Here is a 26,764-nt window from a genome sequence, read left to right on the forward strand (position 1 = left end):
CGGCCGCTTAGAAGCAAGTTTCCTGGAGTTTTTGCAGCGCTTGGCCGATGCCGTTCAGCGAGTAGGTATCGACGACGTTGACGCCGCGGTCGGAAGCGATCGCGACGCTCATCGTGGCCCCCTTCCGCATTGCTTCGACGAGCTTCAATTCCTGCGTGGAATCGCTGACGTAGGCGCGCTCGCTGGCGCCGAAGAGCTTGAAGCCAGACGGGCTCACCGTGGCTGTGCCTTGGGCATTCTTCTTGACGCGAAAGCCCATGAGGAAGCTGATTTCGGCGCGAATGCCATTCTGGGGCCAGGCTGAGATATAGGCGCGCGGCGCTTCGCGCGGTACGTTCTGTGGCTCGCTCGTTTTGGGTTCGCTCGTCACGAAACAGAAGCGATGCGGGTCCTCGGCGTCCGCCATCAGCGACCAGTCGCCATGCGTGCTGACGACGGTAACAGGATCAGCAGAGGCCGCCGGGCTCAATCCGGCGATAACAAGAACGGCAGTCGCAGAAAAAACGCGGCGAACGTTTGCCTTCCCCATCAAGGTCCCCCTTCGCGGATCGGACGATCGGCGAATCGCGCCAAGCTTTTCATGCGATCATACATGACGATCGCGCCGGCCATGGCGACGTTGACGCAAAACGAAGTGGGAATCTTGATGACGTAATCGCAGCGCTCGATCAGCGGCTCCGACAGCGAGCCAAGCTCGGGTCCGAGCACATAGGCCGCCCGCAGCGGGTGGCGAAAGCTCGGCAGGTCGATCGCATCGTCGAGAAGTTCGATGCCCACAAGCTTGCAGCCGCCGGGAAGTGCCATATCGTCGAGCGTAGACCAATTGTAGTGCGGCAGATGCAGCTGACTTTTGGACGTGTCGGCGTGGGCCTCCGTCGCCTTATAGGTCGCGCCTACGGTAAAGGTGAAGCTCGCGCCGAAAGCGTGGGCAGAGCGCATCAGATTGCCGAGGTTGAGCGACTTCGACATCCGCTCGGCGCCGATAGCGAAATAGCCCTTCGGGTGCGGCGGCCAGGTGGTCGCTTTTCTTGACATTGGGTTCTGCTCGTGTGTGTCAGAGGGGTCATCCAGCGAGTGGGACGTCACACATGAAGGCAGCTCTTTGCAAGAGCCTTGAGGGCGCAAAAGGTCTCGTCGTCGAGACGATAGCGGAGCCCCTCGCGGGTCCCGGCCAGGCGATCGTCCGGGTGGCAGCCGTCGGGCTCAATTTCGCCGATACGCTGATCACGCGCGGCAAATACCAATTCAAGCCGGAACTGCCGTTCTCGCCCGGCGCGGAAATTGCGGGCACAGTGGAAAGCATCGGCGAGGGTGTTTCCGGCGTCGAGCCGGGGCAGGCCGTCATGGCGTACGTCAACTGGGGCGGCGCGGCTGAAAAGATCGCGGTCGACGCCGAAAAGCTCATCCCCATTCCGGCCGACGTGCCGATGGAGGTCGCGGCGGGGCTGACGGTGACTTATGGCACCGCCATGCATGGGCTTGCCGATCGCGGCAGCCTGAAGGCCGGGGAAACGCTCGTCGTGACGGGCGCCGCGGGCGGCGCTGGGCAGGCGGCCGTCGAGATCGGGAAGCTGATGGGCGCCCGCGTGATCGCGGTCGTATCTTCGGAGGAAAAGGGTGCCGTCGCCAAGGCGGCCGGCGCCGATGAGCTGATCCTGTTTCCCGGTTGCGATCTGAAAGCCGAAGTTAGGGCGCGAACCAACGGCGACGGCGCCGACGTTGTTTATGACTGCATCGGCGGTGAAGCAGCGGAGCCGCTCGTTCGCGCGCTCAACTGGGAGGGGCGGTTTCTGGTCGTTGGGTTTGCGGCGGGCGAAATTCCGAAGATCTCGATCAATCTGCTTTTGCTGAGGGGCGCTGAGATGGCCGGCGTGTTCTGGGGCGAAGCCGTACGGCGTGATCCGGCCGGGCACCGGCGCAACATGCTGCAGGTTCTCGCGTGGGTTCGCGAAGGACGGCTGCAGCCGCGCACGCATGACGTCTATCCGCTCGAGCGCATCGTCGACGCGCTGGGTGTTTTGGAGCGGCGTGAGGCGACGGGAAAAGTCGTTCTGACGATTTGAACGCTTAGGCGTTGCTACCAGCTCGCCTCGTTATCGTCGGCGAGGAATCCTAGCCCTCGCATCGGAAAGCTGTCTTCGATGCCATAGGGACCGCCGCCGACGCCGGGACGGGAAGACATCAGCACTGTGCGCGTGACGTAGAAAGGCTCGGAACGATAGCCGCTGTAGCGCGTGAGAAACGTCGCGACCTCGGTGGCACTCGAATGCTTCAGCCGTGCGAGCGTCACGTGCGGCTTGAATGCGCGCGTATCGGGTCCAAGGCCGGCATTGCGCGCGGCCTTTTCGTGCGCGCGCGCCAAGTCTTCCAGCTGCTGTGACGGCGCGACGGCGGCGTAGATCGCGCGGGGATCATCGCCGCCGAAAGCGCCGAGCCCTGACAGCCGTAGCTCAAATCCATCGGGTTCAATCAGTGACAGGTTTGCAATGAATTCGCGCGCTTGCGCGTTGTCAATGTCGCCGCCGAACCGCAAAGTGATGTGATAGCTCTCCGGCAGCATCCATCGCACACCCGGCAGCGGCACGCGGAGGGTGTATAGCTCTTCGCGAATATCGTCGGGCAGTTCGATGGCGGTGAACAATCGGGGCATCGCGATGTCCTTGCTCAACCGAGGCCTTAGCCTAGCGAGATCATGGGTGCCGGTCAGTTACCGGACTGTTGCTTGTGCTCAACGCTTTGAACGAGCGTTTCGACGTGGGGCAGGATGCGTTTTACAACCTCAGCGACTCCGGCCGAAGTCGGATGCAGTCCATCGGACTGCGTGTAGCTTCGATCCAGCGCCACGCCTTCAAGAAAAAATGGATAGAGCGGAACGCCATATTTGGCGGCTAGGTCGGGGAAAATCGCATCGAAATCGCGGGCATAATCAGGTCCCCAGTTGTTGGGCGCCCGCGCGCCCGCCAGAAGAACGGGAATGCCTTTCTCCTTCAGAGACGCCAGCATCTTGTCGAGGTTTGCGCGGGGGACTTTCGGGTCGACGCCGCGAAGCGCATCGTTGGCTCCGAGCTCCAGGATCACGGCATCGGGCTTGGGCTCGAGCGTCCAATCGAGGCGCGCAAGGCCGCCGGAGGTCGTATCGCCGGAAACACCCGCATTGATGATGTTGACCTTGTGCCCCTTCGCTTGAAGCGCCATCTGAAGCTGCGCGGGGAACGATTCATCGGCTTTGAGACCGTAGCCGGCCGTCAGACTATCCCCGAAAGCGAGAATTGTTGCCGGCCGTGTTTCGGCGGCGGCCGACCCAATCGTGTGCGGAGGAGCCATGTAGACGAAAGCCATTGTGAGGCAGAGTACCGCTTTCGCAAACCAATCGCGCGCGCGGGACAATTCAACGTTCATTTTTCGGCCCCACACGTTTTGCATTTGATTAAGCGACGTAGAGACTGCGCACTATCGGTACAACCCCCCAGACAACGCAAGGCACCATAACCTTGAGCGATCCCATCATCAAACTCGACAATGTGCATCTGTCACTGACGAGCCGCGCAGGCTCTGTTCATATTTTGCGCGGCGTGTCGCTCGCAATTCCGCGCGGGCAGACGGCGGCGATCGTGGGGCCATCCGGATCGGGCAAAACTTCACTGCTCATGACGATGGCAGGTCTGGAACGCGCGACAAGCGGCGAGATCGTGGTCTCGGGGCGGAGAATTGGACCGCTGTCGGAGGACGAGCTTGCGGCGCTCCGCGGCGCCGAGATGGGCATCGTATTCCAGTCGTTCCATCTCGTGCCGACGATGACGGCGCTCGAGAACGTCGCGTTGCCGATGGAGCTTGCGGGCGACGATCGCGCGTTCGAGACGGCGCGCGGCCTTCTGGACGAAGTTGGACTTGCGGCCCGCGTCGATCATTTTCCGGCGGAGCTTTCGGGTGGCGAGCAGCAGCGTGTTGCGCTGGCGCGCGCACTCTGCCGTTCGCCGGAGATCATTTTTGCGGATGAGCCGACGGGCAATCTCGATGGACGCACGGGGCGGCAGATCATCGACCTTTTGTTCGGGCTGCGTCAGCGGCGCAAGGCGACGCTCGTGATCGTCACGCACGACGACAAGCTCGCGGCGATGGCCGATCGCGTCATTCGCATGGCGGACGGGTCGATCGTTTCGGATGAGAGTACGGCCGCGGTCCTCCAGGCGGTATCGTCATGACGGTATCGGCGTTGGATGCTGCCCTCCCGCAGCGCCGTGCGGGACCTTGGACGATCGTTCGTCTGGGCCTGCGCGAGCTTCGCAACGGTTTCGATGGGTTCCGGATCTTCATCGCGTGCCTGGCGCTGGGCGTCATGGTGATTGCGGCCGTCGGGGCGCTGGCCGATGCGCTGCGCGCGGGCCTCGTGACGCAAGGAGAAGTGATCCTCGGCGGCGACGTGATGTTTGCGCGCGCGCACGTTCGCGCCACACCGGCCGAGCGCGAGGTTTTCGAACGCCTCGGGCAAGTGAGCGAAACGGCGACGTTGCGGACGATGGCGCGCCGCGTTGATGGGTCTGATCAGGCGCTCGCCGAACTCAAGGGCGCAGACAGCGCCTATCCGCTCGCGGGCGAGGTGACGTTGAAGAGCAGCGGCTCCTTCGCGCAGGCGATTGCGGGCGACGGCGCCGTGGCCGACGCGATGCTTCTCGAACGGCTCGGCCTCAAGGTCGGCGACAAGATGCGCATCGGCGAAACAGAGGTGACGGTCGGCGGCATTCTCGACTCGGAGCCCGATGCGGTGGCGGACCGGATGACGTATGGGCCGCGCATTTTCGTTTCGCTTGCGACACTAGAGAAGACCGGACTCGACAAGCCCGGCACGCTGATCCGCTGGCGTTATGTGGTCGATCTTCCCGATACGGCGGCATCCAGCAAGCAGGCGCTTGCCGATTTGCGGGCGCAGGTCGCACGCGAGTTGCCGGACGGCGGCTTTTCGAGCGGCGACCGTTTCGATCCGTCGCCGCAGATCACGAGAGTTTTGGAGAGGCTGCGGCAGTTTCTGATCCTGATCGGGCTCGCCTCGCTTCTCGTCGGTGGCGTTGGCATCGCGAACGCGGTTTCGACCTTCATCGACAAGCGCATGAAGGTGATCGCGACGCTCAGGAGCGTGGGCGCGTCCGGTTCGCAGATCATGGGCATCTTTCTCGTTCAGCTCGCCGTCATGACGGCTATCGGCATTGCGATCGGCTTGGCGCTGGGCGTCGCCGCTCCGTCGCTCATCGATGCGCTTTACGGCGATCTCTTGCCAGTTCGCGTCGACATCGAGGTGTCGCCGCAGAGCTTGGGGATCGCTGCGCTCTATGGTGCGCTCATTTCCTTGCTGTTTGCGCTGTGGCCGCTGGGCCGGGCGGAGAACGTGAAGGCCAGCGTGCTCTTTCGCGACTCCGTCAATTCGCCGGGCGGCAGGCCGCGGCCGATGCTGATTGGGATCATGGCAGCGCTTGCCGCGCTTCTGGTGGGCGTGGCGGTGGCGACTTCCGAGCCGCGCTCGATTGCGCTCTGGGTCATCGCCGGTCTCGTCGTGATGCTCGCCGTTTTTGGATGGCTGGGCGGCTACCTCTCGCGTCTGGCCGGGCGGCTGCCGCGGCCCAAGCGGCCCGGCTTGGCGCTTGCCTTGCGCAACATCGCTTCGCCCGATGGGCTGACACGATCGGTTCTTTTGTCGCTCGGTACGGGATTGTCGCTGCTCGTGGCTGTCGGGCTCGCCAATTCGTCGCTCGTCGCCGACCTGCAGGAGCGGCTGCCGGAGGAGGCGCCCGATTACTTCCTGCTCGATATTCCGCCGGCCGATTTCGATGGTCTGAAAGATCGCATGTTGCAGCACGTGCCCGGGGCGAGCCTGGTCGAAGCGCCTATGCTCCGGGGCCGCATCGTCGCGCTCAAAGGCAAGCCGGTCGAAGAGATGACGTTCACGCCCGACACGCAGTGGGTGATGAACAGCGATCGCGGGCTCACGTATTCGGAAACCGTGCCTGAGGGTTCGACCGTCTCGGCCGGGACGTGGTGGGCGAAAGACTACAACGGGCCGCCGCTCGTCTCGTTCGAGGGTGAAATCGCCAAGAAGCTCGGGCTCGGCTTGGGCGACAGCCTCACCGTCAATGTGCTCGGCCGCAACATCGAGGCGAAGGTTGCGAGCCTGCGTGACGTGAAGTGGGAGAGCATCGCCCTGAACTTCATCATGGTGTTCTCGCCCAATACGCTGAAGGCTGCTCCGCACAATCTTCTGGCAACGGTGCGCTTGCCGCCGGGCCGGGCGTCAGGAGCCGAGTCGGAGATGGTGCGGGATCTCGGCCGCGTTTATCCGAGCGTCAGCGCGATCCGGGTCCGCGATGCGATCGACCAGTTCAGCAAAATTTTCGCGAAGGTCATGGTGGCCGTGCAGGTGGCGGGCAGCGTCACGCTGACGGCTGGGGCGCTGGTTTTGGCTGGTGCGCTGGTAACGGCCCAGCGCCGCCGCATTCTCGAAGCCGTGATCCTGAAGACGATCGGCGCGCGGAGGCGGCAAATCCTCGAGGTCCATGCCTGGGAATATGCGCTACTGGCCTTGATTGCCGCCCTGGTGGCCATCGTTTTGGGCAGCGCGGTGGCCTGGGTGGCCGTCACCCGGGTCATGGAGCTCGAATATGTCTTCTCGTTGAGGTCCGTCGGGTTTAGTTTGGGTGTCGCCGCTGCGATGATTGCCGTGTTCGGAGGCTGCGGCACCTGGGCCATTCTTCGGGCCCGGCCCGCGCCTTATCTCCGATCTGAATAAAAGAGTAATTCTTTTATTTCTAGGGTCTTGAAAGGCCTTAGCGGGAATCACACTTATACAGCAAGACCGGGTTCGCCCGGACAAACACGAGGATACGAGGACAATGGCTGAAGTTTTTACGCGCCCAAATAGCCCGTACGGCGGCGCACGGACATCTGGCGCTATCGACCAGGGGTTGCGCTCGTTCATGCTCGGCACCTACAACTATATGGCGCTCGGCGTTGCCGGCACCGCGGTTGTGGTCATGCTTCTTATGGCAAACCCGCAGGTAATGGCGGCTATCGCGCTGGGCCCGATGAAGTGGGTCTTGTTCGCGGCTGTGCTCGGCCTCGGCTGGTTTGCTCCGCGCCTTTTCTATAGCAACAGCGATGCGCTCGCGCACGGCGCCTTCTGGCTCTATTGCGCGCTCTGGGGCGCGTTGATCGCTCCCATGGTGTCGCTGTACGTCGGCATGGGCTTGGCTGGCATCGTCGGTCAGGCGTTCTTCATCGCCGCTGCGACCTTCGCGGCCACGAGCCTCATCGGCTACACGACCAAGAAGGACATGACCGGCTGGAGCGGCTTCCTGTCGATGGCATCGATCGGTCTGATCGTCGTCATGCTGGGCAGCTTCTTCTTCATCAACGATGCCGGCACCAGCAAGATGGTCAGCATGGGCATCTCGGCTGTCGTCGTGCTGCTCTTCTCGGTCATCACCGCGTTCGAGACGCAGGCGATCAAGTCGATGTACATCGAGCAGGCTGCCTACGGCAACGAAGCCCAGCTGAAGCGTTCGTCGATCTTCGGCGCCTTCATGCTCTACGGCTCGTTCATCACGCTGTTCATCCACATCCTGAACCTCTTGGGATTGGCGAACCGCGAGTAAGCGCCAGGACGACATTCGAAATTAGAAAGGCCCCGAGTTTTCGGGGCCTTTTTTGTTGGATTTTTCAGTCTTCCGACTCCCGTTTCGGGAGCCGGCCGAAAGCGGTGCTTTTTGTTTGGCGCTTCCGACTCTCGTTCCGAGAGCCGGCCGGAAGCGCCAGTGGCGCCCGGAAATGCTGCCGCCTAAGCTCAGACGACGCCGGGGCGGTCTTCAAGCACGCTCAGGACGCGCTTCAGATCCTGGCCGCGCTTCATGATGAGCCCGCCCGCCGCGATGACGCTGTAGGCACCCTGCTTGCGGGCAAGCCGCACGTCCTTCTCGATGCGATAAAGCGGATACTCAGTGGATTTCCGGTAGACCGAGAAGACGGCCTTGTCGCGCAGCAGGTCGATGGCGTAGTCGCGCCAAGCGCCGGACGCGACCTTGCGGCCATAGAGGTCCAAAATCGCCGTCAGCTCGTATCGGTCGAAAGTGGTGCGCCGGCTTGGTTCCGAGGCGTGGTCGGAAGCTCCGGGCTTGCCCGCCGGACGCGGGCGAAAAACTATCGGGTCGCTGGTTTCGCTCAAATGGTCTTGTCCATTGTTGGCCCTTAAAGATCGCGCCAACGACCGCGGATTGCAAGAGAGCATGGTTCATATTGTTATGAACGGATGTTGTCGGACGTACACGGAAAGACCCAGAGACCGACAAATTCAGGACTCGGGCGGGGCCACAAACAGCCGTAATAAATAGCAATAAAGATAACCGTTGCCGGAGCGTCGAGCTTCAAAGGACCGGCTCTGGACTCATAGCCCCCCAGCCCCCCGGGGCCATAGTTTCGAGGCGAGATTCTCAGGCAACTCCTCTTCTACAGCTTGGTCCCCCCGTCCAAGCTTCTCTCTTCCCCGATTGTCAGAAGACTAGCGAAGAACCAGCCGGAAACGCTGGTTCTTCGTCTTTGTGCATTGCAACTGTTTCATTAGTGGTCGCCGGGTTTTGTGCGTATATAATGTTACAAAACCCGGGGCAGCTTAGAGACCGATCGAGGATGAAAGCAGCAAAGCGTAAGGTGGCTTCGAAGCCCAAATCCAAGCCCACTATCAACCCGCTCATGGGCAAATGGAACGGCCCGTTCGGGATGCCGCCGTTCGGGAAGATCGAAGCGCGCCACTTCAAGCCGGCGCTCGAGGCGGCCTTTCGCGAGCATAAAGCCGAGATCGAGCGGATCGCTAAGAACCCCGCCAAGCCCACGTTCGCAAACACCATCGTGGCATTAGAGAAGAGCGGGGCTCAGCTGTCGCGTGTCGCGTCCGTTTTCTGGAATCTCGAAGGTTCGGATTCGACGCCCGAGTTTCAAGAGATCGCGCGTGAGATGGCGCCGCGGTTCGCTGCGCACGAAACGCAGATCCTGCTCGACAAGCGTCTCTTCAAACGCATCGACGATCTCTATGAGCGGCGGAACGCGCTGAAGCTCAACGAGGAAGATCTGCGCGTTCTCGAGCGGCATCATCTCGAATTCGTTCGCGCGGGCGCGCGGCTGTCGGCGGCGGACAAATCGCGCGTGAAGGAAATCAATGCGCGGCTCGCAACGCTCGTCACACAATTCATGCAGAACGTGCTGAAAGACGAGCAGTCGTGGCGGCTCATCCTCGAAGGTGAGAACGATATTGCCGGGCTTCCCGATACGCTGAAGGAAAGCGCCGAACGCGCCGCTGCGGATGCGGGTTTCCCGGGCAAGGCGATGATCACGCTCGCGCGGTCGAGCGTCGAAGGCTTTCTCACCTACTCGAGCCGGCGCGATTTGCGCGAGCAGGCGTTCCATGCCTGGACGCGGCGCGGCGCCCATGAGGGCGACACCGATAACCGGCAGATCGTCGCCGAAGCCGTAGCGCTTCGCGGTGAGTACGCACGGCTGATGGGATTCAAATCGTTCGCCGAATTCAGTCTGCAGGACACGATGGCGAAAACGCCAGAAGCAGTGGACGAGCTTCTGCGCGCCGTCTGGGACAAGGCTGTCGAACGGGCCAGGGAAGAGCGCGATGCGCTCGCGGCCGAGGCGCAGAATTCCGGCGACAATGCCCCGATCATGCCGTGGGACTGGCGGTATTACTCGGAGAAGGTGCGCAAGGCGAAGTACGACTTCGACGAGGCGAAGCTTCAGCCGTATCTCGAACTCGATCACATGATCGCGGCGGCCTTCGACACCGCGACGCGTCTCTTCGGTTTGAAGTTCGAGGAGCGGGAGGACCTGCCGCGCTACCATCCTGAAGTTCGTGTCTGGGAGGTCCTGGATAAGAAGGGCGCGCATGTCGGCATTTTCATGGGCGATTATTTCGCGCGGCCAACGAAGCGTTCCGGCGCGTGGATGTCGGCGTTCCGTTCTCAGCATAAGCTTGGCAAAGGGCAGAGCCCGATCATCGTCAACGTGTTGAACTTCACGAAAGGCGCTGAGGGTGAGCCGGCGCTGCTGTCTTTCGACGATGCGCGCACGCTCTTTCACGAGTTCGGGCATGGCCTGCACGGGCTGTTGTCGAACGTGACCTATCCGTCGATTTCGGGAACGTCGGTATCGCGCGATTTCGTGGAACTGCCGTCGCAGCTTTACGAGCACTGGCTGTCGACGCCGGAAGTTCTGGAGAAGCATGCCCTGCATCACAAGACCGGCAAGCCGATGCCGAAGGTCTTGCGGCAGCGGTTGGCCGCGGCGCGCAATTTCAACCAGGGCTTCGCGACGGTGGAATATACGTCGTCCGCCCTCGTCGACATGGCCCTTTATTCCGCGGAACCCTCCGTGGTCGGCGATGTCGAAGGGTTCGAGCGCGTGACGCTCAGCGAAATCGACATGCCGAACGAAATCGTGATGCGCCACCGCCTGCCGCACTTCATGCACATCATGTCCGGCTATGCAGCGGGCTATTACAGCTATCTGTGGTCGGAAGTGATGGATGCCGATGCGTTCGCGGCCTTCGAGGAAACCGGAAACGTGTTTCATCCGGCGACGGCGAAGAAGCTTCACGAGTTCATCTATTCGGCCGGCAACCGCCGCGATCCGCATGCGGCCTACGTGGCGTTTCGAGGACGGCCGCCGAAGATCGATGGTCTCTTGAAGAAGCGCGGACTCGCGGCCTGAGGCTGCGGCGGCAGGCCCTTTACCAGAGGCCTGCCATCGTCGCGCCAATGATGGGGCCGCTGCGGCCTTCCTGCAGAAGCACGACGATCTTTTGTACGTCTGCTTGCATCATCGCGGCGCGCGGCAGCTGCACGCGGAGCGGCATGCCCTTCCAGATGCCGATCGGCGTCAGCTCGCGGACGATGTTGGTGTAGGTGAGCGTCTTACCGGCGTTCTCACCTTCCTTGATCGGAACGGACCCGGTCATCTGGACAACGCCGAGCCAGACCGTTGCCTCACGCGGGGTGCGGCCCGGCGGATCGCCCGCCAATGCGAAGTTCAGCGTATTGCGTTCCTGCCAGAAGCTGATGGGGACCTGAGCGGGTCCGCCGCCCTTCCGCGTATCCTCGATGGCGGCTTCAATCGCAGCCTTGGACCCGCCGTTGACGGGGGTCACGCCGTTGACGATGGCCTGCGGCGTGAAAATCGCGCCGTCGCCGCGGTTGCGTGCGTAATTGCGCTGACGTTCGGAATTGCGCGGCGAGCCGAAGGTGTCTTTCCAGCCGAGATAGTTCCAGTAATCGACGGGCAGAGAGAGTGCGATGATCGATGGATCGTCCGCAAACGTCTTGAGAAGTGCGTCGGCGGGCGGGCACGAGGCACACCCCTGACTGGTGAAGAGTTCGATCACGCCTTTGATGGGTTTGTCGGCGGACGGATCGATGCGGACCTCCTGCGCCCACGCGGGCAGGGCGCCGATGGCGGCCACAAATACAGCAAGCAGAAATTCGCGATAACGCATTCGATTTACCCGATGCCGCCTCGATCAGCAGTCCAATCTGTTTCAACTTATTGTAGCTCTTGGATAAAGTGAAACGCAGGTAAGTAATCTCACGAACCTGTGACACTGGGGGAGAACTGCGGGGAACGGTTCGATGCGCGGGCGCCCGCCTGGTGCGTTGCACATCGCGCGGGTACAGCTTCCCCAATTCGACAAGAGGCTTTAAAAGCCACCCACCTCACTTCCTCGGCTACGCGCAACGCCCGGTCACATATGCCAAAAAGATCCCTCTCCTTCGCTCGCGGTATTCTGGTGGTGCTGGGGGTCTTTGTTGCGACGGCAGCCGCGTACGCCGGTGTGCAGTTCGGGCGAGGCAATTTCCACGAGGTCGTTGCGGGAGAACTCTACCGGTCCGGCCAGCCGCGTGGGGGCGACATCGATCGCTATGTGCACGACTACGGCATCAAGTCCGTACTCAATCTGCGCGGCGCAAATCCCGATAAGCGCTGGTACCGGGACGAGATGGCCGCGATCTCGCGCAACGGATTGGCGCATGCCGATCTTGCGCTGAAGGCCGACCGCGCGCTGGACGACGAGACCGTGTCTCAGCTGTTCGCGTTATTCGCGTCGTTGCCAAAGCCGCTTCTTATTCATTGCGATGGCGGCGCGGATCGAACCGGGCTTGCCTCCGCGCTCTATCTCGCGTGGGTCAAGCATGCGGACGAATGGTCGGCGGAACTCCAGCTGTCAATTCTTTACGGCCATATCGGACTGCCCCTGACACATGGATGGGCAATGTCCACGACCTTCGAGCGGCTGGAGCCACGGCTCGGCTATCCCAATTCCTGAGATAGGAAAGCTCCTGCAGCCCCACTTCGATGGGGACCGCAGGAGCCGGTATTGCATCAAGCTGCGAGGTTGCGCAGCACGTAGTGCAGGATGCCGCCGTTTCTGAAGTACTCGAGCTCGTCGAGCGTATCGATGCGGCAGAGCACGGGTACGGGCACCGAGGTGCCGTTCGCGCGCGTGATGGTCAGCGTTACGACTTCGCGCGGCTTCAGGGTCGCGAGGCCCGGGATGGTGACTCGTTCATCCCCGGTGAGGCCGAGCGACTGCCATGAAGCGCCTTCGGTGAAGACGAACGGGGCGATGCCCATGCCGACAAGGTTCGAGCGGTGGATACGCTCGAACGATTGAGCGATGACGGCGCGGACGCCCAAGAGGTTCGTGCCCTTGGCCGCCCAATCGCGCGATGAGCCGTTGCCGTATTCGATGCCAGCGAAAACAACCAGCGGCACGCCTTCGGCTTCATACTTCATGGCGGCGTCGTAAATCGGCATTTCTTCGCCCGAGGGATAGTGGATCGTCAGGCCGCCTTCCTTCACGTTGCCGTTCGCATCCTTCACCATGTGGTTCTTGATGCGGATGTTGGCGAACGTGCCGCGCATCATCACCTCGTGGTTGCCGCGCCGGGTGCCGTACTGGTTGAAGTCGGCCGGTTGCACGCCGTTGTCGAGGAGATATTTGCCGGCCGGGCTCGCCGCTTTGATCGAACCGGCGGGCGAGATGTGGTCGGTCGTGATCTTGTCGCCGAAGAGGCCCAGGATGCGCGCGTTGACGATGTCGCTCACGGGCTTGGCTTCACGCGAGATGGACGTGAAGTAGGGGGGGTTCTGGACGTAGGTCGAAGCGCCGTTCCAGCCGTAGGTCAAGCCGCCGCTCGTTGCGATGCCCTGCCAGTTGCTGTCGCCCTTGAAGACGTCGGCGTAGCGCGATTTGAACATTTCGCGCGTGACGTTCTCGGCGATGAACTTCTGGATTTCCTGCGTCGTCGGCCAGATGTCCTTCAGGAAGACGGGCTTGCCGGTGCTGTCGGTCCCAAGCGGTTCGGTGGTGAGGTCCTTCTGCACCGAGCCTGCAAGCGCGTAGGCGACGACGAGCGGCGGCGAGGCGAGGTAGTTCGCCTGCACGTCTGGGCTCACGCGGCCTTCGAAGTTGCGGTTGCCCGAGAGCACAGCGGCGGCGACGATGCCGTTCGAGTTGATCGCTTTCGAAAGCGGCGCTGCAAGCGGGCCGGAGTTTCCGATGCAGGTGGTGCAGCCGAAGCCGACGAGGTTGAAGCCGATCTCATCGAGATAGGGCTGCAGGCCCGACTTCTCAAGGTAGGCGGCGACGACCTGCGATCCCGGCGCGAGCGATGTTTTCACCCACGGCTTGCTCTTCAGGCCGAGCTTGGCGGCGTTGCGGGCGAGAAGGCCTGCTGCGATCAAGACGCTGGGGTTCGACGTGTTCGTGCAACTCGTGATCGCGGCGATGACGACGTCGCCGTGGCCGATGTCGTAGTTTTCGCCTTCGACGGGAACGCGCTTTGCGAGTTCGCCAGGCTTCTTGTATTCGCCGGCAAGCGCCGTTTCGAAGCCGCTCTTGATGTCGTTGAGCGCGATGCGGCCTTCAGGCCGTTTCGGACCCGCCATCGAGGGGACGACGTCGCCCAGTTCGAGTTCGAGCGTATCGGTGAAGACCGGATCGGCAGAGCCCGTCTCGCGATAGAGGCCCTGGGCTTTGCAGTAGGCCTCGACAAGCGCGATGCGGTGGCTGTCGCGGCCCGACATCGTAAGGTAGTTCAGCGTTTCCTTATCGACGGGGAAGAACCCGCAGGTTGCGCCGTATTCGGGCGCCATGTTGGCGATCGTCGCGCGGTCGGCGAGCGTCATCGAATCGAGGCCGGGCCCAAAGAATTCGACGAATTTGTTGACGACACCCTTCTTGCGCAGCATCTGCGTGACCGTCAGCACGAGGTCGGTCGCGGTGACGCCTTCCTTGAGCTTGCCCGTCAGGCGGAAGCCGATGACTTCCGGGATCAGCATCGACTGCGGCTGGCCGAGCATTGCGGCTTCGGCTTCGATGCCGCCCACACCCCAGCCGAGAACGGCCAAGCCGTTGACCATCGTCGTGTGGCTGTCGGTGCCCACGAGCGTATCGGGGTAGGCGACGGTTTGGCCGTCGGAGGTCTCGGCGGTCCACACCGTCTGCGAAAGATATTCCAGGTTGACTTGGTGGCAGATGCCGGTGCCGGGCGGCACGACGCGGAAATTCTGGAACGCGCCCTGGCCCCATTTCAGGAAGTTATAGCGCTCGCCGTTGCGCGCGTATTCGAGCGCGACGTTGTCGGCCAGCGCTTTGGGCGTGCCGAACTCATCGACGATGACGGAGTGGTCGATGACGAGATCGACGGGAACGAGCGGATTGATCTTGGTCGGATCGCCGCCGAGCTTCGTCATGCCATCGCGCATGGCGGCGAGGTCGACAACGGCAGGGACGCCAGTGAAGTCCTGCATCAGGACGCGGGCGGGGCGGAAGCCGATTTCCTGCTCGGTCTTGCCTTTATTGTCGAGCCAGGCGGCCATGGCGGCTATGTCGGCCTTGCGGACCGAGCGGCCATCTTCGTGGCGCAGAAGGTTCTCAAGCAGAACCTTCATGGAATAGGGAAGGCGAGAGATGCCTTTCAGGCCGTTCGCTTCCGCATCGGGCAGCGAATAGTAAACGTAGTCCTTGCCATCGACCGTGAGGGTCTTGCGGCATTTGAAACTGTCGTCTGAAGCGGGTGTAAGGGCGCTCAAGGTCAGGCCTCCGAGGGATTAGGACGAAGGGCTGCGCCGCCGGAGTGCCGGCGGGTCGAGGATGTCCCGCGGCACGAGCTCGTCGGTCCGCGCGACCCCTCGCTTTTGCGCTAGCGAAGGATATAACGTGCCTTCTATATAATCGCTCGAAAAAGAAAGCACTAAGCGCGAGACGGGCAAATTAGCGCGCAAAGCCCCCTGTCTTGCTCAATCCCCCGTCACGGAATCTCATCGCTGTGCAGCTTATTGCCGAAGACTTGGTCATAGATCGGGGATCGCGCCGGGTCATCGACGGGCTGTCGTTTGCCGTCAAAGCCGGGGAAGCGCTCCTTTTGACCGGCGCCAACGGGGTCGGCAAGACAACCTTGCTTCGCACGCTCGCTGGCTACATCCGGCCGTTTCGCGGCCACATCCGGCTGGACGGCGGCGATGCTGAGCTGACGGTGGGCGAGCAGGCGCACGTCGTGGGGCACACGAACGCCATCAAATCGAGCCTGTCGGTCGCGGAGAATGCCGCTTTTTGGAATGCGTATCTCGATGCGGGCGAGAGCGCTGCGCCGCGGACCGAAGCGGCGCTCCGGCATTTTGGGCTCGAGGATCTCAGCGATTTTCCCGCCGCGTACCTGTCGGCCGGGCAGAAACGCCGGCTTGGGCTCGCCCGGCTTCTCGTGGCTCGGCGGCCGTTGTGGCTGCTCGACGAGCCCACATCGTCACTCGACACGGCCTCGTCGGAACGGCTCGTCGCGGCGGTCAACGAGCACACGCAGAGCGGAGGCCTTGCGGTGATCGCCACGCATCTGCCATTAGCCCTCGAACGCGTGCGCACGCTCAATCTCGCAGCGCAAAGGGTGGCGGCTTGAAGAGCTTCTTGGCTCTCCTTCAACGAGACGTGAGGCTTGCGATCCGCGAAGGCGGCGCGATCGGCACGGCGCTCGGGTTCTTTCTCGTTGTCGTATCCCTGATGCCGCTCGGTCTCGGGCCCGATCTCAATCTGCTGGCGCGGATCGCGGCTGGCATATTGTGGATCGCATTGCTGCTCGCGGCGCTGTTGTCGCTCAACCGGATTTTCGAGGCGGACTACGAAGATGGGACGCTCGATGTGCTCGCGACAGGACCTCTTCCGCTCGAATTGGTTACTGTCGCCAAGTCGCTGGCGCATTGGATCACAACCGGCATTCCGCTCGCCATCATGGCGCCGGTGCTCGGCATTCTCTTAAACCTAGATCTGGCGGCCTATCCCGTTCTGGTTGCAACGACGCTGCTCGGTACGCCCGCGGTCAGCTTTCTCGGCGCGATCGGGGCGGCGTTGACGATGAAGACGCGGCGCGGCGGCCTGCTTTTGGCGGTCATCGTGCTGCCGCTCTACGTGCCGACCTTGATCTTCGGCATTTCCGCGGTGGCCGCCGGCGCTGGGCCATCCGGGTTCGGGGCGTCATTCCTCATCCTGGCGGCGATCTCGCTCACAACAATCGTCCTGGGGCCGCTTGCTGCGGCTGCCGCACTGAAGGTTCAGCTTCAGTAAGTAAATGTAATCTGCGCCTTCATTGCGCGTTTCTTCCGAAAGCCTTAGATGCCGCATATGCAGACACTGACGCAACGCCTCGCCAATCCGACCCGCTTCATGGAGCTATCCGCGCGCCTCTTGCCGTGGATCTCGGCGGCGTCCGCCATCCTGCTGGCCTACGGGCTCTATCTGGCGTTCATTGACTCGCCTGCCGACTACCAGCAGGGCGAGACCGTGCGGATCATGTACATCCACGTGCCATGCGCTTGGCTTTCGATGATGGTCTATGGCGTGATCGCGGTATCGAGCTTCGGGCTGCTGGTGTTCCGCCATCCGCTTGCCGATGTGTCGGCAAAGGCCGCGGCACCGCTCGGGGCCGCCTTTACGTTTCTGGCGCTGCTGACGGGCTCGCTCTGGGGGAAGCCGATGTGGGGCACCTACTGGGTGTGGGACGCGCGGCTGACGTCGGTGCTGATCCTGTTCTTCCTCTATCTCGGGCTCATCGCGCTGCGTTCGGCGCTCGAAGACGAGGGCGCGGCGGCGAAGCTGACGGCGATCCTGGCGCTCGTCGGCGTCACGATTTTGCCGATCATCAAATTCTCGGTCGATTGGTGGAATACGCTGCACCAGCCTTCGACGGATTTCACCTCGACCGTTGATCCCAGCATGCGGCTGCCGCTGCTCGTGATGGCTGCCGCTTTCACGCTTCTCTTCTTCGCGATGCATTTGAAAGCGATGCGAAACGAAATTCTCAGGCGGCGGGTGAAGGCGCTTAGAACTCAGGCTGTGGCCGGTCGCGACCGGCTCGCGGCGCACGCCACGACTCAAGGGGCAGCGGAGTAAGTCATGATTGATCTTGGACCGCACGCCGCGTTCATCTGGGTTTCCTACGCCGCGGTTGCGGTGACGGTCGCCGGGCTCATCGTCTGGCTCATCGCAGATGGCCGGAAGCAGCACTCCGATCTCGACGCGCTGGAACGCCAGGGCGTGAGGCGCCGCGGGTCGGTGGGAGTACGCTAACGTGGCCGATGCAAAGCCCAAGTCGCCGCTTCTGCGCGCACTGCCGGTCGTAATATTCGCTGTCGTCGCCGGGTTTTTTGCAATGGCGCTGCGATCGGGCGATCCCTCGCGCTTGCCATCAACGCTCGTCGGCAAGCCTGCGCCGCAGACCACATTTCCGGCGCTGGCCGGTCTTGAAGTGGGCGGGCAGCCGCAGCCGGGCTTCAGCTCCGCCGATCTCGCGAAGGGCAAAGTTTCCGTCGTCAACTATTGGGCGTCGTGGTGCCAGCCGTGCGTCGATGAGCATCCGTTCCTGATGCAGCTCAAGGAGCAGGCAGGCGTCGATCTCTATGGCGTGAATTACAAGGATAAGACGGATGCGGCGCGGCGCTTCATGGGCCGGTTCGGCAATCCGTATTCAGCAGTCGGAACGGATTCGAGTGGGCGCGCCGCGATCGACTGGGGCGTCTACGGCACGCCTGAGACGTTCGTCGTCAACGGGCGCGGCGAAGTCATCTACAAGCACGTCGGGCCGATTTCGGCTGAGTCCTTGAAGACGAAGCTTCTGCCGGTCATCGAAAAGGCGAAGGCCGACGCCGCCGCATCATAAGACGCGCCGGCGTGCTGCCTTACGTGAACTCACAGCGGGTAGAATATTCCGCGCGAGTGATTGAGCACGGTCAATATTCCGGTTTTGATGTCGAAGTGCGCGCCGTGGAGCGAAAGCCGGCCGCGCTCTTCCTGCTCGGCCACGAAGGGGAAGGTCCGCAGGTTGGTGATCGACTGCTTGATCCCTTCCTTCTCCAGTGCCTCCTGCTTGACGGCCTGCGGACTGTTTTGATGCGAGGCGAGCACTGAAATCCGTGCCTGATCCAGCATCGACATCCAGCGCGAAATGAACTGCGCGTCCGTCTGGATGGCCGCGCTCTGATCGAGTGCGGTTTTGACGCCGCCGCATCCGGAGTGACCCATGATGATGAGGTGCTTGATGCGCAGGTTCAGCACCGCAAATTCGACGGCGGCGCTGACGCCGTGAAACTGTCCGCCCGTCTCGTAGGGCGGCACGAGGTTGGCCACGTTACGCACGATGAACAGTTCGCCCGGCATCGCGGTAAAAATCGTCTCCGGATCGACGCGGCTGTCGGAGCAGGAAATCACCATCGTCTCGGGGCTCTGCCCGTACGTGGCCAGCTCTTCATAGTGGTCGGCGTGGAGAACGAAGTGGCGATTTCTGAAGCGGCGATAGCGGTCGGTGAGGGTTTCGGGGAAACTGCTCATTTATGCTCTTTAGCTCCTAATCCGCCGGTCGGCGCGCTTCTAACGAGAATGGTGTAGCCGACAATCGCCGACATGAGTGAGCCCGCCAGCACGCCGAAGCGGACTTCGGCGCTCGACGTCGGATCGGGGAATGCCAGGATGCCGATGAACAGGCTCATGGTAAAACCGATGCCAGCCAAGACGGCGGTGCCAAACAGCTGAGTCTGCGAAGCTCCGTGGGGCATTTGTCCGAGACCCGATGCGACGGCAAATCTGACGGCGCCGTATATTCCGAGTGGCTTGCCGATGAAAAGACCCAAGGCGATGCCGATCGGGATTTGCGACAGCATGTCATTTGTCGAAAGGTCAGTCAGCGTCAGTCCGGCGTTGGCGAAGGCGAAGATCGGTACGATGAGGAAGCTGACCCAGGGGCTCAGCGCATGCTCCAATCCGACAAGGGGTCCATTGGTTCCCTTTTTGGCGCCCGAGAGCGGAATGGCGAGAGCGGTTGCCACGCCTGCCAACGTTGCGTGAACGCCGGATTTCAAAACGCAGAGCCAGATGAAAGCGCCGACGAGCAGATAGGGCCAGGCTCGCATGACGCCGGATCTGTTGAGGGCAATGAGGCCAAGTACGCCAAGGGCGGCCAGGCCCAGCGCCTGAACTGACAGATCGGCTGTGTAGAAGAGGGCGATGATTATGATCGCGCCCAGATCGTCGATGATGGCGAGCGCGAGAAGAAAAACCTTCAACGCCGTGGGCACGCGGTTGCCTAGCAAAGCCATGATACCAACGGCAAAGGCGATGTCCGTTGCGGCGGGAATGGCCCAGCCGCGCAGCGCGACCGGATTATCCCAGTTGATGGAAGCGTAGATCACGCTCGGCACCAACATGCCGCCCAAGGCGGCGATGACCGGAAGCATTGCTGCCCGGCGGTTCGAGAGCGCGCCGCGGATCGCCTCGCGTTTGATTTCCAGACCGACGACGAAAAAGAAGACAACCATCAGGCCGTCGTTGACCCAATGGATGACATTCTTCGTCAGCGAGAACGGCGCAACGCCGATCTGCACATGCATCGCAAGCAGGTGCTCATACATCTCCTTCAAGGGCGAGTTCGCGGCGATCAGCGCGAGCACCGCGGCGCCAAGGAGAATCAAGCCCGCAGCCACTTCGCGGTTCATGCCGGTGGCGCTTGTCTCTGGTTTCATTCCTGTAGGTTTCCTCGGGCAGGGAGTTTCGGGCAGATATGCAATCCGGTGACGATCGCAGCAAGGATTAGCAGAGGTTACGCGCGGATTGGCCTATGGGCGCACCACGATTTCGAGAGGAACAATGCCGCTTTTCCAGTCCACGAGGTTTGGCAGCAAACGATCGTAACCGCGGCTGACTTCGAGCACCTGCCGCACGCCGGCGATGGCGTAGGCGAGGGCCTCGTCAGGTGTTCTCCCGAGCATGAGTTTGGCTGTCAGGCAACCGGCGAAGACATCGCCCGTGCCATGGGGGACATCGTTCCACTTCTCGACCGACCCCGTCAGGACGCGTTCGCTATCGACGAGCACGGTCGCGAGCCGCGATGGTCCGTCAGGTATAGACGTGCCGGCGACGAGGGGGCGTCCGAGGCTGCGGATCGCGTCTACGGCATCGGCGGGAGATTTGACCTCGCGGCCCGAGAGCCAGGCGAGTTCGAAGCGGTTTGGCGTCAGCACGTCGGCTAAGGGCAGCAGGAGATCGCGGGTCGCGACTGCGGCTTCCTCGTCGATGTAGTGGCCTTTGGGATCGTCGCCGAAGATCGGGTCGCAGACGTAGGTGATCGACGGGTTAATCTCGCGCAGGCGCTGCACTGCGGCGGCGACGACTTCTACGTGCTGGGCGGACGGCAAATAGCCCGAAAAGACGGCGCCGAATGATCCCAGCCAGCCGTTGTTATCGAGGGCGGCAATCATGCTTTTCAGAATGGCCGGGTCGAGCGGCAACCCGGCGATGTGGGGACGGATCGGATGATTGGAGAGCACAATGGTCGGCACGCCCACGACTTCGATGCCGGCCTGCTCAAGGGGCGGGGACGCCGCGGCCAATCCGACGGGATCGCGGGCAACGTAGGACGAAATCATCAGAATTTGGTGCATGGGGCTGCTTTAGCAGGAGTGGCCCGAAACGCCTACGAGGGCCGCAACCCATACCGCGCCCGCAGCCCGCAGGCGATTAATTCGCACCTTTCGCGGCGGGCGATATTGCCAAGGCAGATGGTGCGATGCACAATCATGCGACCCATCTCGGAGTCTATGCCATGGTCATGAGGCCGAGACGCAGTGTCCTTTATCTTCCGGGCGATAACGAGCGAGCGCTGGAAAAGGCGCGGACGCTGCCGGCCGACGCCATCATCATCGATCTGGAAGACTCGGTTGCGCCCGCCAACAAGGAGAAGGCGCGCAACCAAGCAACAGCGGCCGTGCACGAAGCCGGATTTGGCTCGCGCGAGGTCGTGCTGCGCGTCAATCCGATCGAGACGCCCTGGGGCATGGCCGATCTTCATGCGGCCATCGCGGCGGGACCGGACGCTATCCTCATTCCGAAGGTTTCAACGCCCGGCGACATTACGGGGACAGCGAAGGTCGTAAAGGCGGCGGAGGCCGATCCCCGCATCCGGCTTTGGGCGATGATCGAGACGCCGATGGGCATCATCAATGCGCGGGAAATCGCGGCGTGCGGGCCGGATCCCGACAACCGGCTTTCCTGCTTCGTGCTTGGCACCAATGACCTCTTGAAGGAGAGCCGGGCGCTCGCCAGCAGCAACCGGTTCGCGGTCGTGCCGTGGCTCGCCATGACGCTGGTGGCGGCCCGGGCTTACGGGCTCGACGTCATCGATGGCGTCTACAACGATTTCAAGGACGAGGCGGGGTTCAGGGCCGAGTGCGAGCACGGGCGGACGCTTGGGATGGATGGCAAGACGCTCATTCACCCGTCCCAGGTCGTGCCGTGCAACGAAATCTTCTCGCCGAAGGACGATGAGATCGCCTGGGCAGCCAAGATCATCAAGGCCTTCGAGGAGCCGGAGAACGCGCGCAAGGGCGTCATCACCGTCGAAGGGCGCATGGTTGAGCGGCTGCATCTTGTGATGGCGAAGCGGGTCGCGGCGATTGCGGAGGCGATCAGAACGCGCTCCAAAGTCGAAGAACCCTGGTTTTGAGGTTAGTTCCCTCGTTCTTCTGCGGCCCTAGGGCGCGTTTCTGAAATGCCGAAAAAAGTTGCGGTCGAGGAAGGAGATCCCGAAAAAGGCTGAAACAGCCGAAGCTCAATTCTTGGGCTTCCCGAAAATTCAGGGCGGGGACGATGGCCGGAACAAAGACCAACGCAGGCAATTTCTTCGAAGATTTCAAGTTCGGCCAAATCATTCAGCACGCGACGCCGCGCACCGTCACCGACGGCGACGTCGCGCTCTACACGGCGCTTTACGGCTCGCGTTTCGCCGTTCAATCGGCTGACACCTTCGCAACGGCGATCGGCTATCCGAAGGCGCCGCTCGACGACATGCTGACGTTTCACGTCGTGTTCGGGAAGACGACGCCCGACATCTCGCTCAACGCCATCGCCAATCTCGGCTACGCCGATTGCCGGTTCCTCAAGCCCGTTTATCCCGGCGACACACTGTCTTCGACGTCGGAAGTGATCGGCCTTAAAGAAAATTCAAACGGCGAGACGGGTACTGTTTACGTGCGCTCCACCGGGCGCAACCAGCACAACGAAAAGGTGCTGGAATATTGCCGCTGGGTGATGGTTCGCAAGCGTTCGAAAGGATCGCCGGCCCCGGAGGCCATCGTTCCGAAGCTTCCCGAGCGCGTCGATCCCGCCGATCTCGCCTGCGCCGTTCCCACGCTCGATATCAGCAAATATGATCTGGCGCTCGCGGGCTCGCCCTACCGCTGGGACGATTATGAAGTCGGCGAGAAGATCGACCACGTCGACGGCATGACGCTCGAAGAAGCCGAGCATCAGACGGCGACCCGGCTCTATCAGAACACCGCGAAGGTGCACTTCAATCAGCATACAGAGTCCAAAGGCCGTTTCGGCAAGCGGATCGTCTACGGCGGCGTCGTGATTTCGCTCGTCCGCGCGCTTTCCTATAACGGCCTCGGCAACGCATTTCATCTCGCTGCGATCAACGGCGGACGCCATGTGGCTCCGACTTTTGCGGGCGACACGATCTACGCTTGGTCCGAGATCCTCGAGAAAGCCGAGATCCCGGGCCGCAAGGACGTCGGCGCCCTCCGCGTGCGCCTCGTCGGGGTCAAAAATCAGGATTGCTCGGCCCTCCCCCTCAAAACGGCGGACGCCGAATACGCCGAGGGGGTTGTCCTCGACCTCGATACGTGGCTTGTCCTGCCTCGCCGGGCCTAAGGGAGCCGGCTACCGTGTAGGGATTTTCCGGAGGGCGATGCCCTCCGGCGGGGTGTAGGGAGCAGTCGCATGAAAACGAGACTGACGGCAGCCGCCGCGGCGGCCATCCTTCTCTTTGCGGCATCTCACCGGGCGGATGCCATGGGAGAGACCGCCGTCGCCGAGATCAAGCTTGCCGATGGCCAAAGCGCCGGCACCATCACGCTGACGGAAATTGCTGCGGGCGTGCTTCTCAAAGTCGAACTCAAAGGTTTGACGCCTGGCGCGCACGGCTTGCACTTACACGAGACGGGCACGTGCGAAGGCGACTTTTCGTCGGCGGGCGCTATTTATAATCCGCTCGGCGCCAGACATGGCTTCCTCAATGAGGAAGGTCCGATGGCGGGCGATCTGCCCAACGTCATCGCGGGTGCGGACGGCACGGCGGCGGCTGAAATACTCAGCCCATATCTGCATCTCAACAAAGAGACCGAAGACACGCTTTTCGATACCGACGGTTCATCGCTGGTATTGTTCGAAAAAGCCGACGACTACCAGACTGACCCCGAAGGCGATGCGGGTTCGCGGATCGGCTGCGGGGTTCTGAAATCACAGTAGGCAGCGCAATCTCCGTGCGCGCCTGTGTGCACCCGTCCGCCTCAGCGGAGCACGACATCGGGAGCATGCGGCGTAAAGGAGTGAACGCTTGAGGCGGGCGGACTTCAATTTGCTGGCCTCACCCTAGTCTCTGTGGCATTTGGCGATTTGCCGGGTTCGAAATGAGCCGGTACACGTTGGCTTCACACGCACCAGAAGGACGTCCGATGGCAGCCACGTCTGGCCGCGGCGTGCGACCCGAGCGGCCGCTCTCGCCACACCTTCAAATCTATACTCCGCTCATCAACATGGTGATGTCGATCCTACATCGCATCACCGGGGCGACGCTGTACGTTGGATCGCTGCTTCTTGCATTGTGGCTCGTCGCAGCTGCGTCGGGACCGGAGCAGTACGACTATGTGTCGAGCTGGTTTGCCACTTGGCCCGGCAAGATCGTGCTTTTGGGATACACGTGGGTCCTGATGCACCACATGATGGGTGGTATACGGCATTTGATCTGGGACAGTGGCCACGGCTACGAACTGCGGATGATCGATCTCCTCTCGTGGGGATCGCTCGCCGCGTCACTCACGCTGACCGCCATCATCTGGGCCTTCGTCGCTCTCGGGGGCATGTAAATGAAATCGATGCGAACACCGCTCAAGAAGGTTCGCTATCTCGGCTCCGCCAAAGAGGGTGCCGATCACTTTTGGAAGCAGCGCGTCACGGCGGTTGCCAATATATTCCTGGCCTCCTTTCTGGTCTGGCTCATCGCATCGCATATCGGTGCCGACTACGAGACGGTGCACCGGAAGCTCGCCGATCCGCTGATCTCACTGCCCTTGCTGGCACTGATCCTGTCGGCGACGATCCACATGCGGCTTGGCATGCAGATCATCATCGAAGACTACGTGCACAATGAGGGGCTGAAGCTTGGCGCTCTTGTGCTGAACACGTTCTTTGCGATTGCCGTAGGGCTCGCCAGCGTGTTCGCCGTTTTGAAACTGAGTTTTGGAGCCTAAAGCCCGATGACGGTAGCGAATGGCAAAGCCAATGGTGCGATTGCCGCGCCTTCTCAACTCGGGAAGGCATATCCCGTCCAGGACCATGTCTATGACGTCGTGGTCGTCGGCGCGGGTGGTGCCGGTTTGCGCGCCACGCTCGGCTGTGCGGAGGCGGGGCTCAAGACCGCGTGCGTGACAAAGGTCTTTCCGACGCGTTCGCACACGGTCGCGGCGCAGGGCGGCGTTGCCGCTGCGCTGGGCAACATGGGCCGGGATGACTGGCGCTGGCACATGTACGATACCGTCAAGGGATCGGATTGGCTGGGCGATCAGGACGCGATTGAATATCTCTGCCGCAACGCTCCGGCTGCTGTTTATGAGCTCGAACATTACGGCGTTCCGTTCTCCCGCACCGAGGACGGCAAGATATACCAGCGGCCGTTCGGCGGCATGACGACCGATTTCGGCGAGGGCCCACCGGCGCAACGCACGTGCGCGGCCGCCGATCGCACCGGTCATGCGATGCTGCACACGCTTTATGGGCAGTCGCTGCGGTACTCGGCCGAGTTCTTCGTCGAATATTTCGCGCTCGATCTGATCATGGATCAGGACGGGGTCTGCCGGGGCATCATCGCGCTCAACCTCGATGACGGCACGCTGCATCGCTTCCGTGCGAAGAAGACTATTTTGGCGACGGGCGGTTACGGGCGCACGTATTTCTCGTGCACGTCGGCGCACACGTGCACCGGCGACGGCAACGCCATGGTGCTGCGCGCGGGTCTGCCGCTGCAGGACATGGAGTTCGTGCAGTTCCACCCGACGGGCATTTACGGCGCGGGCGTGCTGATCACGGAAGGCGCGCGCGGCGAGGGCGGGTATCTCACGAATTCGAAGGGCGAGCGCTTCATGGAGCGCTATGCACCGAGTGCGAAGGATCTCGCTTCGCGCGATGTCGTCTCGCGTTCAATGACGATCGAGATTCGCGAAGGCCGCGGCGTTGGTCCCGAAGGCGATCACATCTACCTGCACCTCGACCATCTCGATCCGAAGATTCTTGCCGAACGTTTGCCGGGCATCACGGAGAACGCCAAGGTGTTCGCGGGCGTCGATCTCAGGCGGCAGCCGATCCCGGTGCTGCCCACGGTCCACTACAACATGGGTGGCATACCGACGAACTATCACGGCGAGGTTCTGACGAAGAAGGACGGTGATCCCGATCACGTCGTGCCGGGCCTGATGGCGATCGGCGAAGCGGCGTGCGTTTCCGTGCATGGTGCCAACCGGCTGGGTTCGAATTCGCTCATCGATCTCGTCGTCTTCGGTCGGGCCGCAGGCCTGCGTTGCGCCGAGACCATCGAAAAGGGCGGGTTGCAGCAGGATCTGCCGAAGGATGCGAACGAACCGGCGCTGGCGCGTCTTGATCGCTTCCGGCACGCGAAGGGTTCGACGCCGACGGCGGCGCTCAGGCTGCGCATGCAGAAGATCATGCAGGCGAACTGCGCGGTCTTCCGCGATGGACCGGTGCTGAAGGAAGGCGTCGAGAAGATCCATGCGGTGTGGCGCGAGGCCGAGGACATCTCGGTCACCGATCGTTCGCTCATCTGGAATTCGGATCTCGTCGAGACGCTCGAGTTCGACAACCTCATCGCGCAGGCTGCGGTGACGGTCGTGGGGGCCGAGAACCGCAAAGAGAGCCGCGGTGCGCATGCGCGCGAAGATTATCCCAAGCGCGATGACGTCAATTGGATGAAGCACACGCTCGCCTGGGCCGATTATGCGAGTAAGAGTGTCACCCTTGATGACAGGCCGGTGCACACCCGGACAATGACCAACGAGGTCAAGTACATCGAGCCCAAGGCTCGGGTTTACTAGAGGCGTTTGGAATGGCGCGAGCAGAAAT

General features: G+C 62.1%; 27 protein-coding genes. 17 read left to right on the forward strand and 10 right to left on the reverse strand.

Going from position 1 to position 26,764, the window contains the following annotated elements; all coding sequences use genetic code 11:
- Positions 1-7 precede the first annotated feature (7 nt).
- Both VFG26_RS05370 and VFG26_RS05375 read right to left on the reverse strand, forming a co-directional pair.
- Positions 8-529, reverse strand: coding sequence for an invasion associated locus B family protein (locus VFG26_RS05370; protein ID WP_325023001.1), 522 nt, complete (start codon positions 527-529; stop codon positions 8-10).
- Positions 529-1,035, reverse strand: a complete 507-nt coding sequence (locus VFG26_RS05375; RefSeq protein ID WP_325023003.1) for an RNA methyltransferase — start codon at positions 1,033-1,035, stop codon at positions 529-531. Before VFG26_RS05375 ends, VFG26_RS05370 begins: the two co-directional genes overlap by 1 nt.
- A 53-nt stretch (positions 1,036-1,088) precedes the next feature.
- Here VFG26_RS05375 and VFG26_RS05380 point away from each other — a divergent pair, with 53 nt between their 5' ends.
- Positions 1,089-2,063: an NADPH:quinone oxidoreductase family protein gene (locus VFG26_RS05380; RefSeq protein WP_325023005.1), complete on the forward strand. Its 975-nt coding sequence runs from the start codon at positions 1,089-1,091 to the stop codon at positions 2,061-2,063.
- 14 nt (positions 2,064-2,077) lie between these two features.
- Here VFG26_RS05380 and thpR read toward each other — a convergent pair whose 3' ends face one another.
- Complete coding sequence (gene thpR, locus VFG26_RS05385) at positions 2,078-2,650, reverse strand: RNA 2',3'-cyclic phosphodiesterase (RefSeq protein ID WP_325023007.1); 573 nt, start codon at positions 2,648-2,650, stop codon at positions 2,078-2,080.
- 53 nt (positions 2,651-2,703) lie between these two features.
- The gene (locus VFG26_RS05390; RefSeq protein WP_414653264.1) at positions 2,704-3,324 is read right to left on the reverse strand and encodes an arylesterase; all 621 of its coding nucleotides are present in this window, start codon (positions 3,322-3,324) and stop codon (positions 2,704-2,706) included.
- A 167-nt stretch (positions 3,325-3,491) separates the two neighbouring features.
- On the opposite strand from VFG26_RS05390, the gene VFG26_RS05395 reads away from it, so the two are divergent.
- The 3 genes from VFG26_RS05395 (at position 3,492) to VFG26_RS05405 (ending at position 7,640) form a co-directional block, all read left to right on the forward strand.
- The gene (locus tag VFG26_RS05395) at positions 3,492-4,202 is read left to right on the forward strand and encodes an ABC transporter ATP-binding protein (RefSeq protein ID WP_325023011.1); all 711 of its coding nucleotides are present in this window, start codon (positions 3,492-3,494) and stop codon (positions 4,200-4,202) included.
- The gene (locus tag VFG26_RS05400; RefSeq protein WP_325023013.1) at positions 4,199-6,775 is read left to right on the forward strand and encodes an ABC transporter permease; all 2,577 of its coding nucleotides are present in this window, start codon (positions 4,199-4,201) and stop codon (positions 6,773-6,775) included. Before VFG26_RS05395 ends, VFG26_RS05400 begins: the two co-directional genes overlap by 4 nt.
- Before the next feature lie 103 nt (positions 6,776-6,878).
- Entirely contained in the window at positions 6,879-7,640 is a 762-nt protein-coding gene (locus tag VFG26_RS05405; protein ID WP_325023015.1) for a Bax inhibitor-1/YccA family protein, read from the forward strand.
- A gap of 188 nt (positions 7,641-7,828) precedes the next feature.
- Here VFG26_RS05405 and VFG26_RS05410 read toward each other — a convergent pair whose 3' ends face one another.
- Positions 7,829-8,206, reverse strand: a complete 378-nt coding sequence (locus VFG26_RS05410; RefSeq protein ID WP_325023017.1) for a DUF2794 domain-containing protein — start codon at positions 8,204-8,206, stop codon at positions 7,829-7,831.
- A 461-nt stretch (positions 8,207-8,667) separates the two neighbouring features.
- On the opposite strand from VFG26_RS05410, the gene VFG26_RS05415 reads away from it, so the two are divergent.
- Positions 8,668-10,749, forward strand: coding sequence for a M3 family metallopeptidase (locus VFG26_RS05415; RefSeq protein ID WP_325023019.1), 2,082 nt, complete (start codon positions 8,668-8,670; stop codon positions 10,747-10,749).
- Between the two features lie 19 nt (positions 10,750-10,768).
- Here VFG26_RS05415 and VFG26_RS05420 read toward each other — a convergent pair whose 3' ends face one another.
- A complete protein-coding gene (locus tag VFG26_RS05420) occupies positions 10,769-11,530 on the reverse strand; it encodes a DUF1223 domain-containing protein (RefSeq protein WP_325023021.1) in 762 nt (253 codons plus the stop codon).
- Between the two features lie 252 nt (positions 11,531-11,782).
- Here VFG26_RS05420 and VFG26_RS05425 point away from each other — a divergent pair, with 252 nt between their 5' ends.
- Positions 11,783-12,358: a tyrosine-protein phosphatase gene (locus VFG26_RS05425; RefSeq protein ID WP_325023023.1), complete on the forward strand. Its 576-nt coding sequence runs from the start codon at positions 11,783-11,785 to the stop codon at positions 12,356-12,358.
- Positions 12,359-12,414: 56 nt separating this feature from the next.
- Here the strand turns inward: VFG26_RS05425 and acnA are convergent, their stop codons facing one another.
- Positions 12,415-15,129, reverse strand: a complete 2,715-nt coding sequence (acnA, locus tag VFG26_RS05430) for an aconitate hydratase AcnA (protein ID WP_325023025.1) — start codon at positions 15,127-15,129, stop codon at positions 12,415-12,417.
- Between the two features lie 236 nt (positions 15,130-15,365).
- On the opposite strand from acnA, the gene ccmA reads away from it, so the two are divergent.
- The 5 genes from ccmA to VFG26_RS05455 are packed head-to-tail and all read left to right on the forward strand — an operon-like array spanning position 15,366 to position 18,242.
- Positions 15,366-15,989: a heme ABC exporter ATP-binding protein CcmA gene (ccmA, locus tag VFG26_RS05435; protein WP_325023027.1), complete on the forward strand. Its 624-nt coding sequence runs from the start codon at positions 15,366-15,368 to the stop codon at positions 15,987-15,989.
- Positions 15,986-16,651, forward strand: coding sequence for a heme exporter protein CcmB (gene ccmB, locus VFG26_RS05440; RefSeq protein WP_325023029.1), 666 nt, complete (start codon positions 15,986-15,988; stop codon positions 16,649-16,651). Before ccmA ends, ccmB begins: the two co-directional genes overlap by 4 nt.
- A 57-nt stretch (positions 16,652-16,708) precedes the next feature.
- Complete coding sequence (locus VFG26_RS05445; protein WP_325023031.1) at positions 16,709-17,476, forward strand: heme ABC transporter permease; 768 nt, start codon at positions 16,709-16,711, stop codon at positions 17,474-17,476.
- Positions 17,477-17,479: 3 nt separating this feature from the next.
- Positions 17,480-17,653, forward strand: a complete 174-nt coding sequence (ccmD, locus tag VFG26_RS05450) for a heme exporter protein CcmD (RefSeq protein WP_325023033.1) — start codon at positions 17,480-17,482, stop codon at positions 17,651-17,653.
- Position 17,654: 1 nt separating this feature from the next.
- Complete coding sequence (locus tag VFG26_RS05455) at positions 17,655-18,242, forward strand: DsbE family thiol:disulfide interchange protein (RefSeq protein ID WP_325023035.1); 588 nt, start codon at positions 17,655-17,657, stop codon at positions 18,240-18,242.
- Between the two features lie 29 nt (positions 18,243-18,271).
- On the opposite strand, the gene VFG26_RS05460 is transcribed toward VFG26_RS05455, so the two are convergent.
- The 3 genes from VFG26_RS05460 to VFG26_RS05470 all read right to left on the reverse strand — a co-directional run bounded on the left by VFG26_RS05460 (position 18,272) and on the right by VFG26_RS05470 (position 21,015).
- The gene (locus tag VFG26_RS05460) at positions 18,272-18,910 is read right to left on the reverse strand and encodes a carbonic anhydrase (RefSeq protein WP_325023037.1); all 639 of its coding nucleotides are present in this window, start codon (positions 18,908-18,910) and stop codon (positions 18,272-18,274) included.
- Positions 18,907-20,097 (reverse strand): Na+/H+ antiporter NhaA, encoded by a 1,191-nt coding sequence (gene nhaA / locus VFG26_RS05465; protein ID WP_325023039.1) that lies wholly within the window; start codon positions 20,095-20,097, stop codon positions 18,907-18,909. The genes VFG26_RS05460 and nhaA overlap by 4 nt, the downstream gene beginning before the upstream one ends.
- A gap of 93 nt (positions 20,098-20,190) precedes the next feature.
- Complete coding sequence (locus VFG26_RS05470) at positions 20,191-21,015, reverse strand: pyridoxal kinase (RefSeq protein ID WP_325023041.1); 825 nt, start codon at positions 21,013-21,015, stop codon at positions 20,191-20,193.
- A 161-nt stretch (positions 21,016-21,176) separates the two neighbouring features.
- Between VFG26_RS05470 and VFG26_RS05475 the strand changes: the two genes are divergently transcribed.
- From VFG26_RS05475 to sdhA, 6 genes are all read left to right on the forward strand, one after another.
- The gene (locus VFG26_RS05475) at positions 21,177-22,076 is read left to right on the forward strand and encodes a CoA ester lyase (protein WP_325023043.1); all 900 of its coding nucleotides are present in this window, start codon (positions 21,177-21,179) and stop codon (positions 22,074-22,076) included.
- 143 nt (positions 22,077-22,219) lie between these two features.
- Positions 22,220-23,284 (forward strand): MaoC family dehydratase, encoded by a 1,065-nt coding sequence (locus VFG26_RS05480; protein ID WP_325023045.1) that lies wholly within the window; start codon positions 22,220-22,222, stop codon positions 23,282-23,284.
- A gap of 69 nt (positions 23,285-23,353) precedes the next feature.
- Positions 23,354-23,881 (forward strand): superoxide dismutase family protein, encoded by a 528-nt coding sequence (locus tag VFG26_RS05485; RefSeq protein ID WP_325023047.1) that lies wholly within the window; start codon positions 23,354-23,356, stop codon positions 23,879-23,881.
- A 206-nt stretch (positions 23,882-24,087) separates the two neighbouring features.
- Positions 24,088-24,498: a succinate dehydrogenase, cytochrome b556 subunit gene (gene sdhC / locus VFG26_RS05490; protein WP_325023049.1), complete on the forward strand. Its 411-nt coding sequence runs from the start codon at positions 24,088-24,090 to the stop codon at positions 24,496-24,498.
- Positions 24,499-24,882: a succinate dehydrogenase, hydrophobic membrane anchor protein gene (gene sdhD, locus VFG26_RS05495; RefSeq protein WP_325023051.1), complete on the forward strand. Its 384-nt coding sequence runs from the start codon at positions 24,499-24,501 to the stop codon at positions 24,880-24,882.
- Between the two features lie 6 nt (positions 24,883-24,888).
- Positions 24,889-26,736: a succinate dehydrogenase flavoprotein subunit gene (gene sdhA / locus VFG26_RS05500; RefSeq protein WP_325023053.1), complete on the forward strand. Its 1,848-nt coding sequence runs from the start codon at positions 24,889-24,891 to the stop codon at positions 26,734-26,736.
- The last annotated feature ends 28 nt before the right edge of the window (positions 26,737-26,764 follow it).

Source organism: Hyphomicrobium sp., from assembly GCF_035687085.1.
Taxonomy (GTDB): domain Bacteria; phylum Pseudomonadota; class Alphaproteobacteria; order Rhizobiales; family Hyphomicrobiaceae; genus Hyphomicrobium_B.

Excerpts from the sequence above, each read along its gene's own strand:
- VFG26_RS05400 (WP_325023013.1), top strand. The coding sequence starts at position 4,199 with ATGACGGTATCGGCGTTGGATGCTGCCCTCCCGCAGCGCCGTGCGGGA.
- VFG26_RS05420 (WP_325023021.1), bottom strand. The coding sequence starts at position 11,530 with ATGCGTTATCGCGAATTTCTGCTTGCTGTATTTGTGGCCGCCATCGGC.
- sdhD (WP_325023051.1), top strand. The coding sequence starts at position 24,499 with ATGAAATCGATGCGAACACCGCTCAAGAAGGTTCGCTATCTCGGCTCC.
- sdhA (WP_325023053.1), top strand. The coding sequence starts at position 24,889 with ATGACGGTAGCGAATGGCAAAGCCAATGGTGCGATTGCCGCGCCTTCT.
- VFG26_RS05475 (WP_325023043.1), top strand. The coding sequence starts at position 21,177 with ATGGTCATGAGGCCGAGACGCAGTGTCCTTTATCTTCCGGGCGATAAC.
- VFG26_RS05445 (WP_325023031.1), top strand. The coding sequence starts at position 16,709 with ATGCAGACACTGACGCAACGCCTCGCCAATCCGACCCGCTTCATGGAG.
- VFG26_RS05380 (WP_325023005.1), top strand. The coding sequence starts at position 1,089 with ATGAAGGCAGCTCTTTGCAAGAGCCTTGAGGGCGCAAAAGGTCTCGTC.
- VFG26_RS05485 (WP_325023047.1), top strand. The coding sequence starts at position 23,354 with ATGAAAACGAGACTGACGGCAGCCGCCGCGGCGGCCATCCTTCTCTTT.
- nhaA (WP_325023039.1), bottom strand. The coding sequence starts at position 20,097 with ATGAAACCAGAGACAAGCGCCACCGGCATGAACCGCGAAGTGGCTGCG.
- VFG26_RS05375 (WP_325023003.1), bottom strand. The coding sequence starts at position 1,035 with ATGTCAAGAAAAGCGACCACCTGGCCGCCGCACCCGAAGGGCTATTTC.
- VFG26_RS05480 (WP_325023045.1), top strand. The coding sequence starts at position 22,220 with ATGGCCGGAACAAAGACCAACGCAGGCAATTTCTTCGAAGATTTCAAG.
- VFG26_RS05470 (WP_325023041.1), bottom strand. The coding sequence starts at position 21,015 with ATGCACCAAATTCTGATGATTTCGTCCTACGTTGCCCGCGATCCCGTC.
- VFG26_RS05415 (WP_325023019.1), top strand. The coding sequence starts at position 8,668 with ATGAAAGCAGCAAAGCGTAAGGTGGCTTCGAAGCCCAAATCCAAGCCC.
- sdhC (WP_325023049.1), top strand. The coding sequence starts at position 24,088 with ATGGCAGCCACGTCTGGCCGCGGCGTGCGACCCGAGCGGCCGCTCTCG.
- VFG26_RS05460 (WP_325023037.1), bottom strand. The coding sequence starts at position 18,910 with ATGAGCAGTTTCCCCGAAACCCTCACCGACCGCTATCGCCGCTTCAGA.
- VFG26_RS05390 (WP_414653264.1), bottom strand. The coding sequence starts at position 3,324 with ATGGCTCCTCCGCACACGATTGGGTCGGCCGCCGCCGAAACACGGCCG.
- VFG26_RS05370 (WP_325023001.1), bottom strand. The coding sequence starts at position 529 with ATGGGGAAGGCAAACGTTCGCCGCGTTTTTTCTGCGACTGCCGTTCTT.
- VFG26_RS05405 (WP_325023015.1), top strand. The coding sequence starts at position 6,879 with ATGGCTGAAGTTTTTACGCGCCCAAATAGCCCGTACGGCGGCGCACGG.
- VFG26_RS05425 (WP_325023023.1), top strand. The coding sequence starts at position 11,783 with ATGCCAAAAAGATCCCTCTCCTTCGCTCGCGGTATTCTGGTGGTGCTG.
- ccmD (WP_325023033.1), top strand. The coding sequence starts at position 17,480 with ATGATTGATCTTGGACCGCACGCCGCGTTCATCTGGGTTTCCTACGCC.
- thpR (WP_325023007.1), bottom strand. The coding sequence starts at position 2,650 with ATGCCCCGATTGTTCACCGCCATCGAACTGCCCGACGATATTCGCGAA.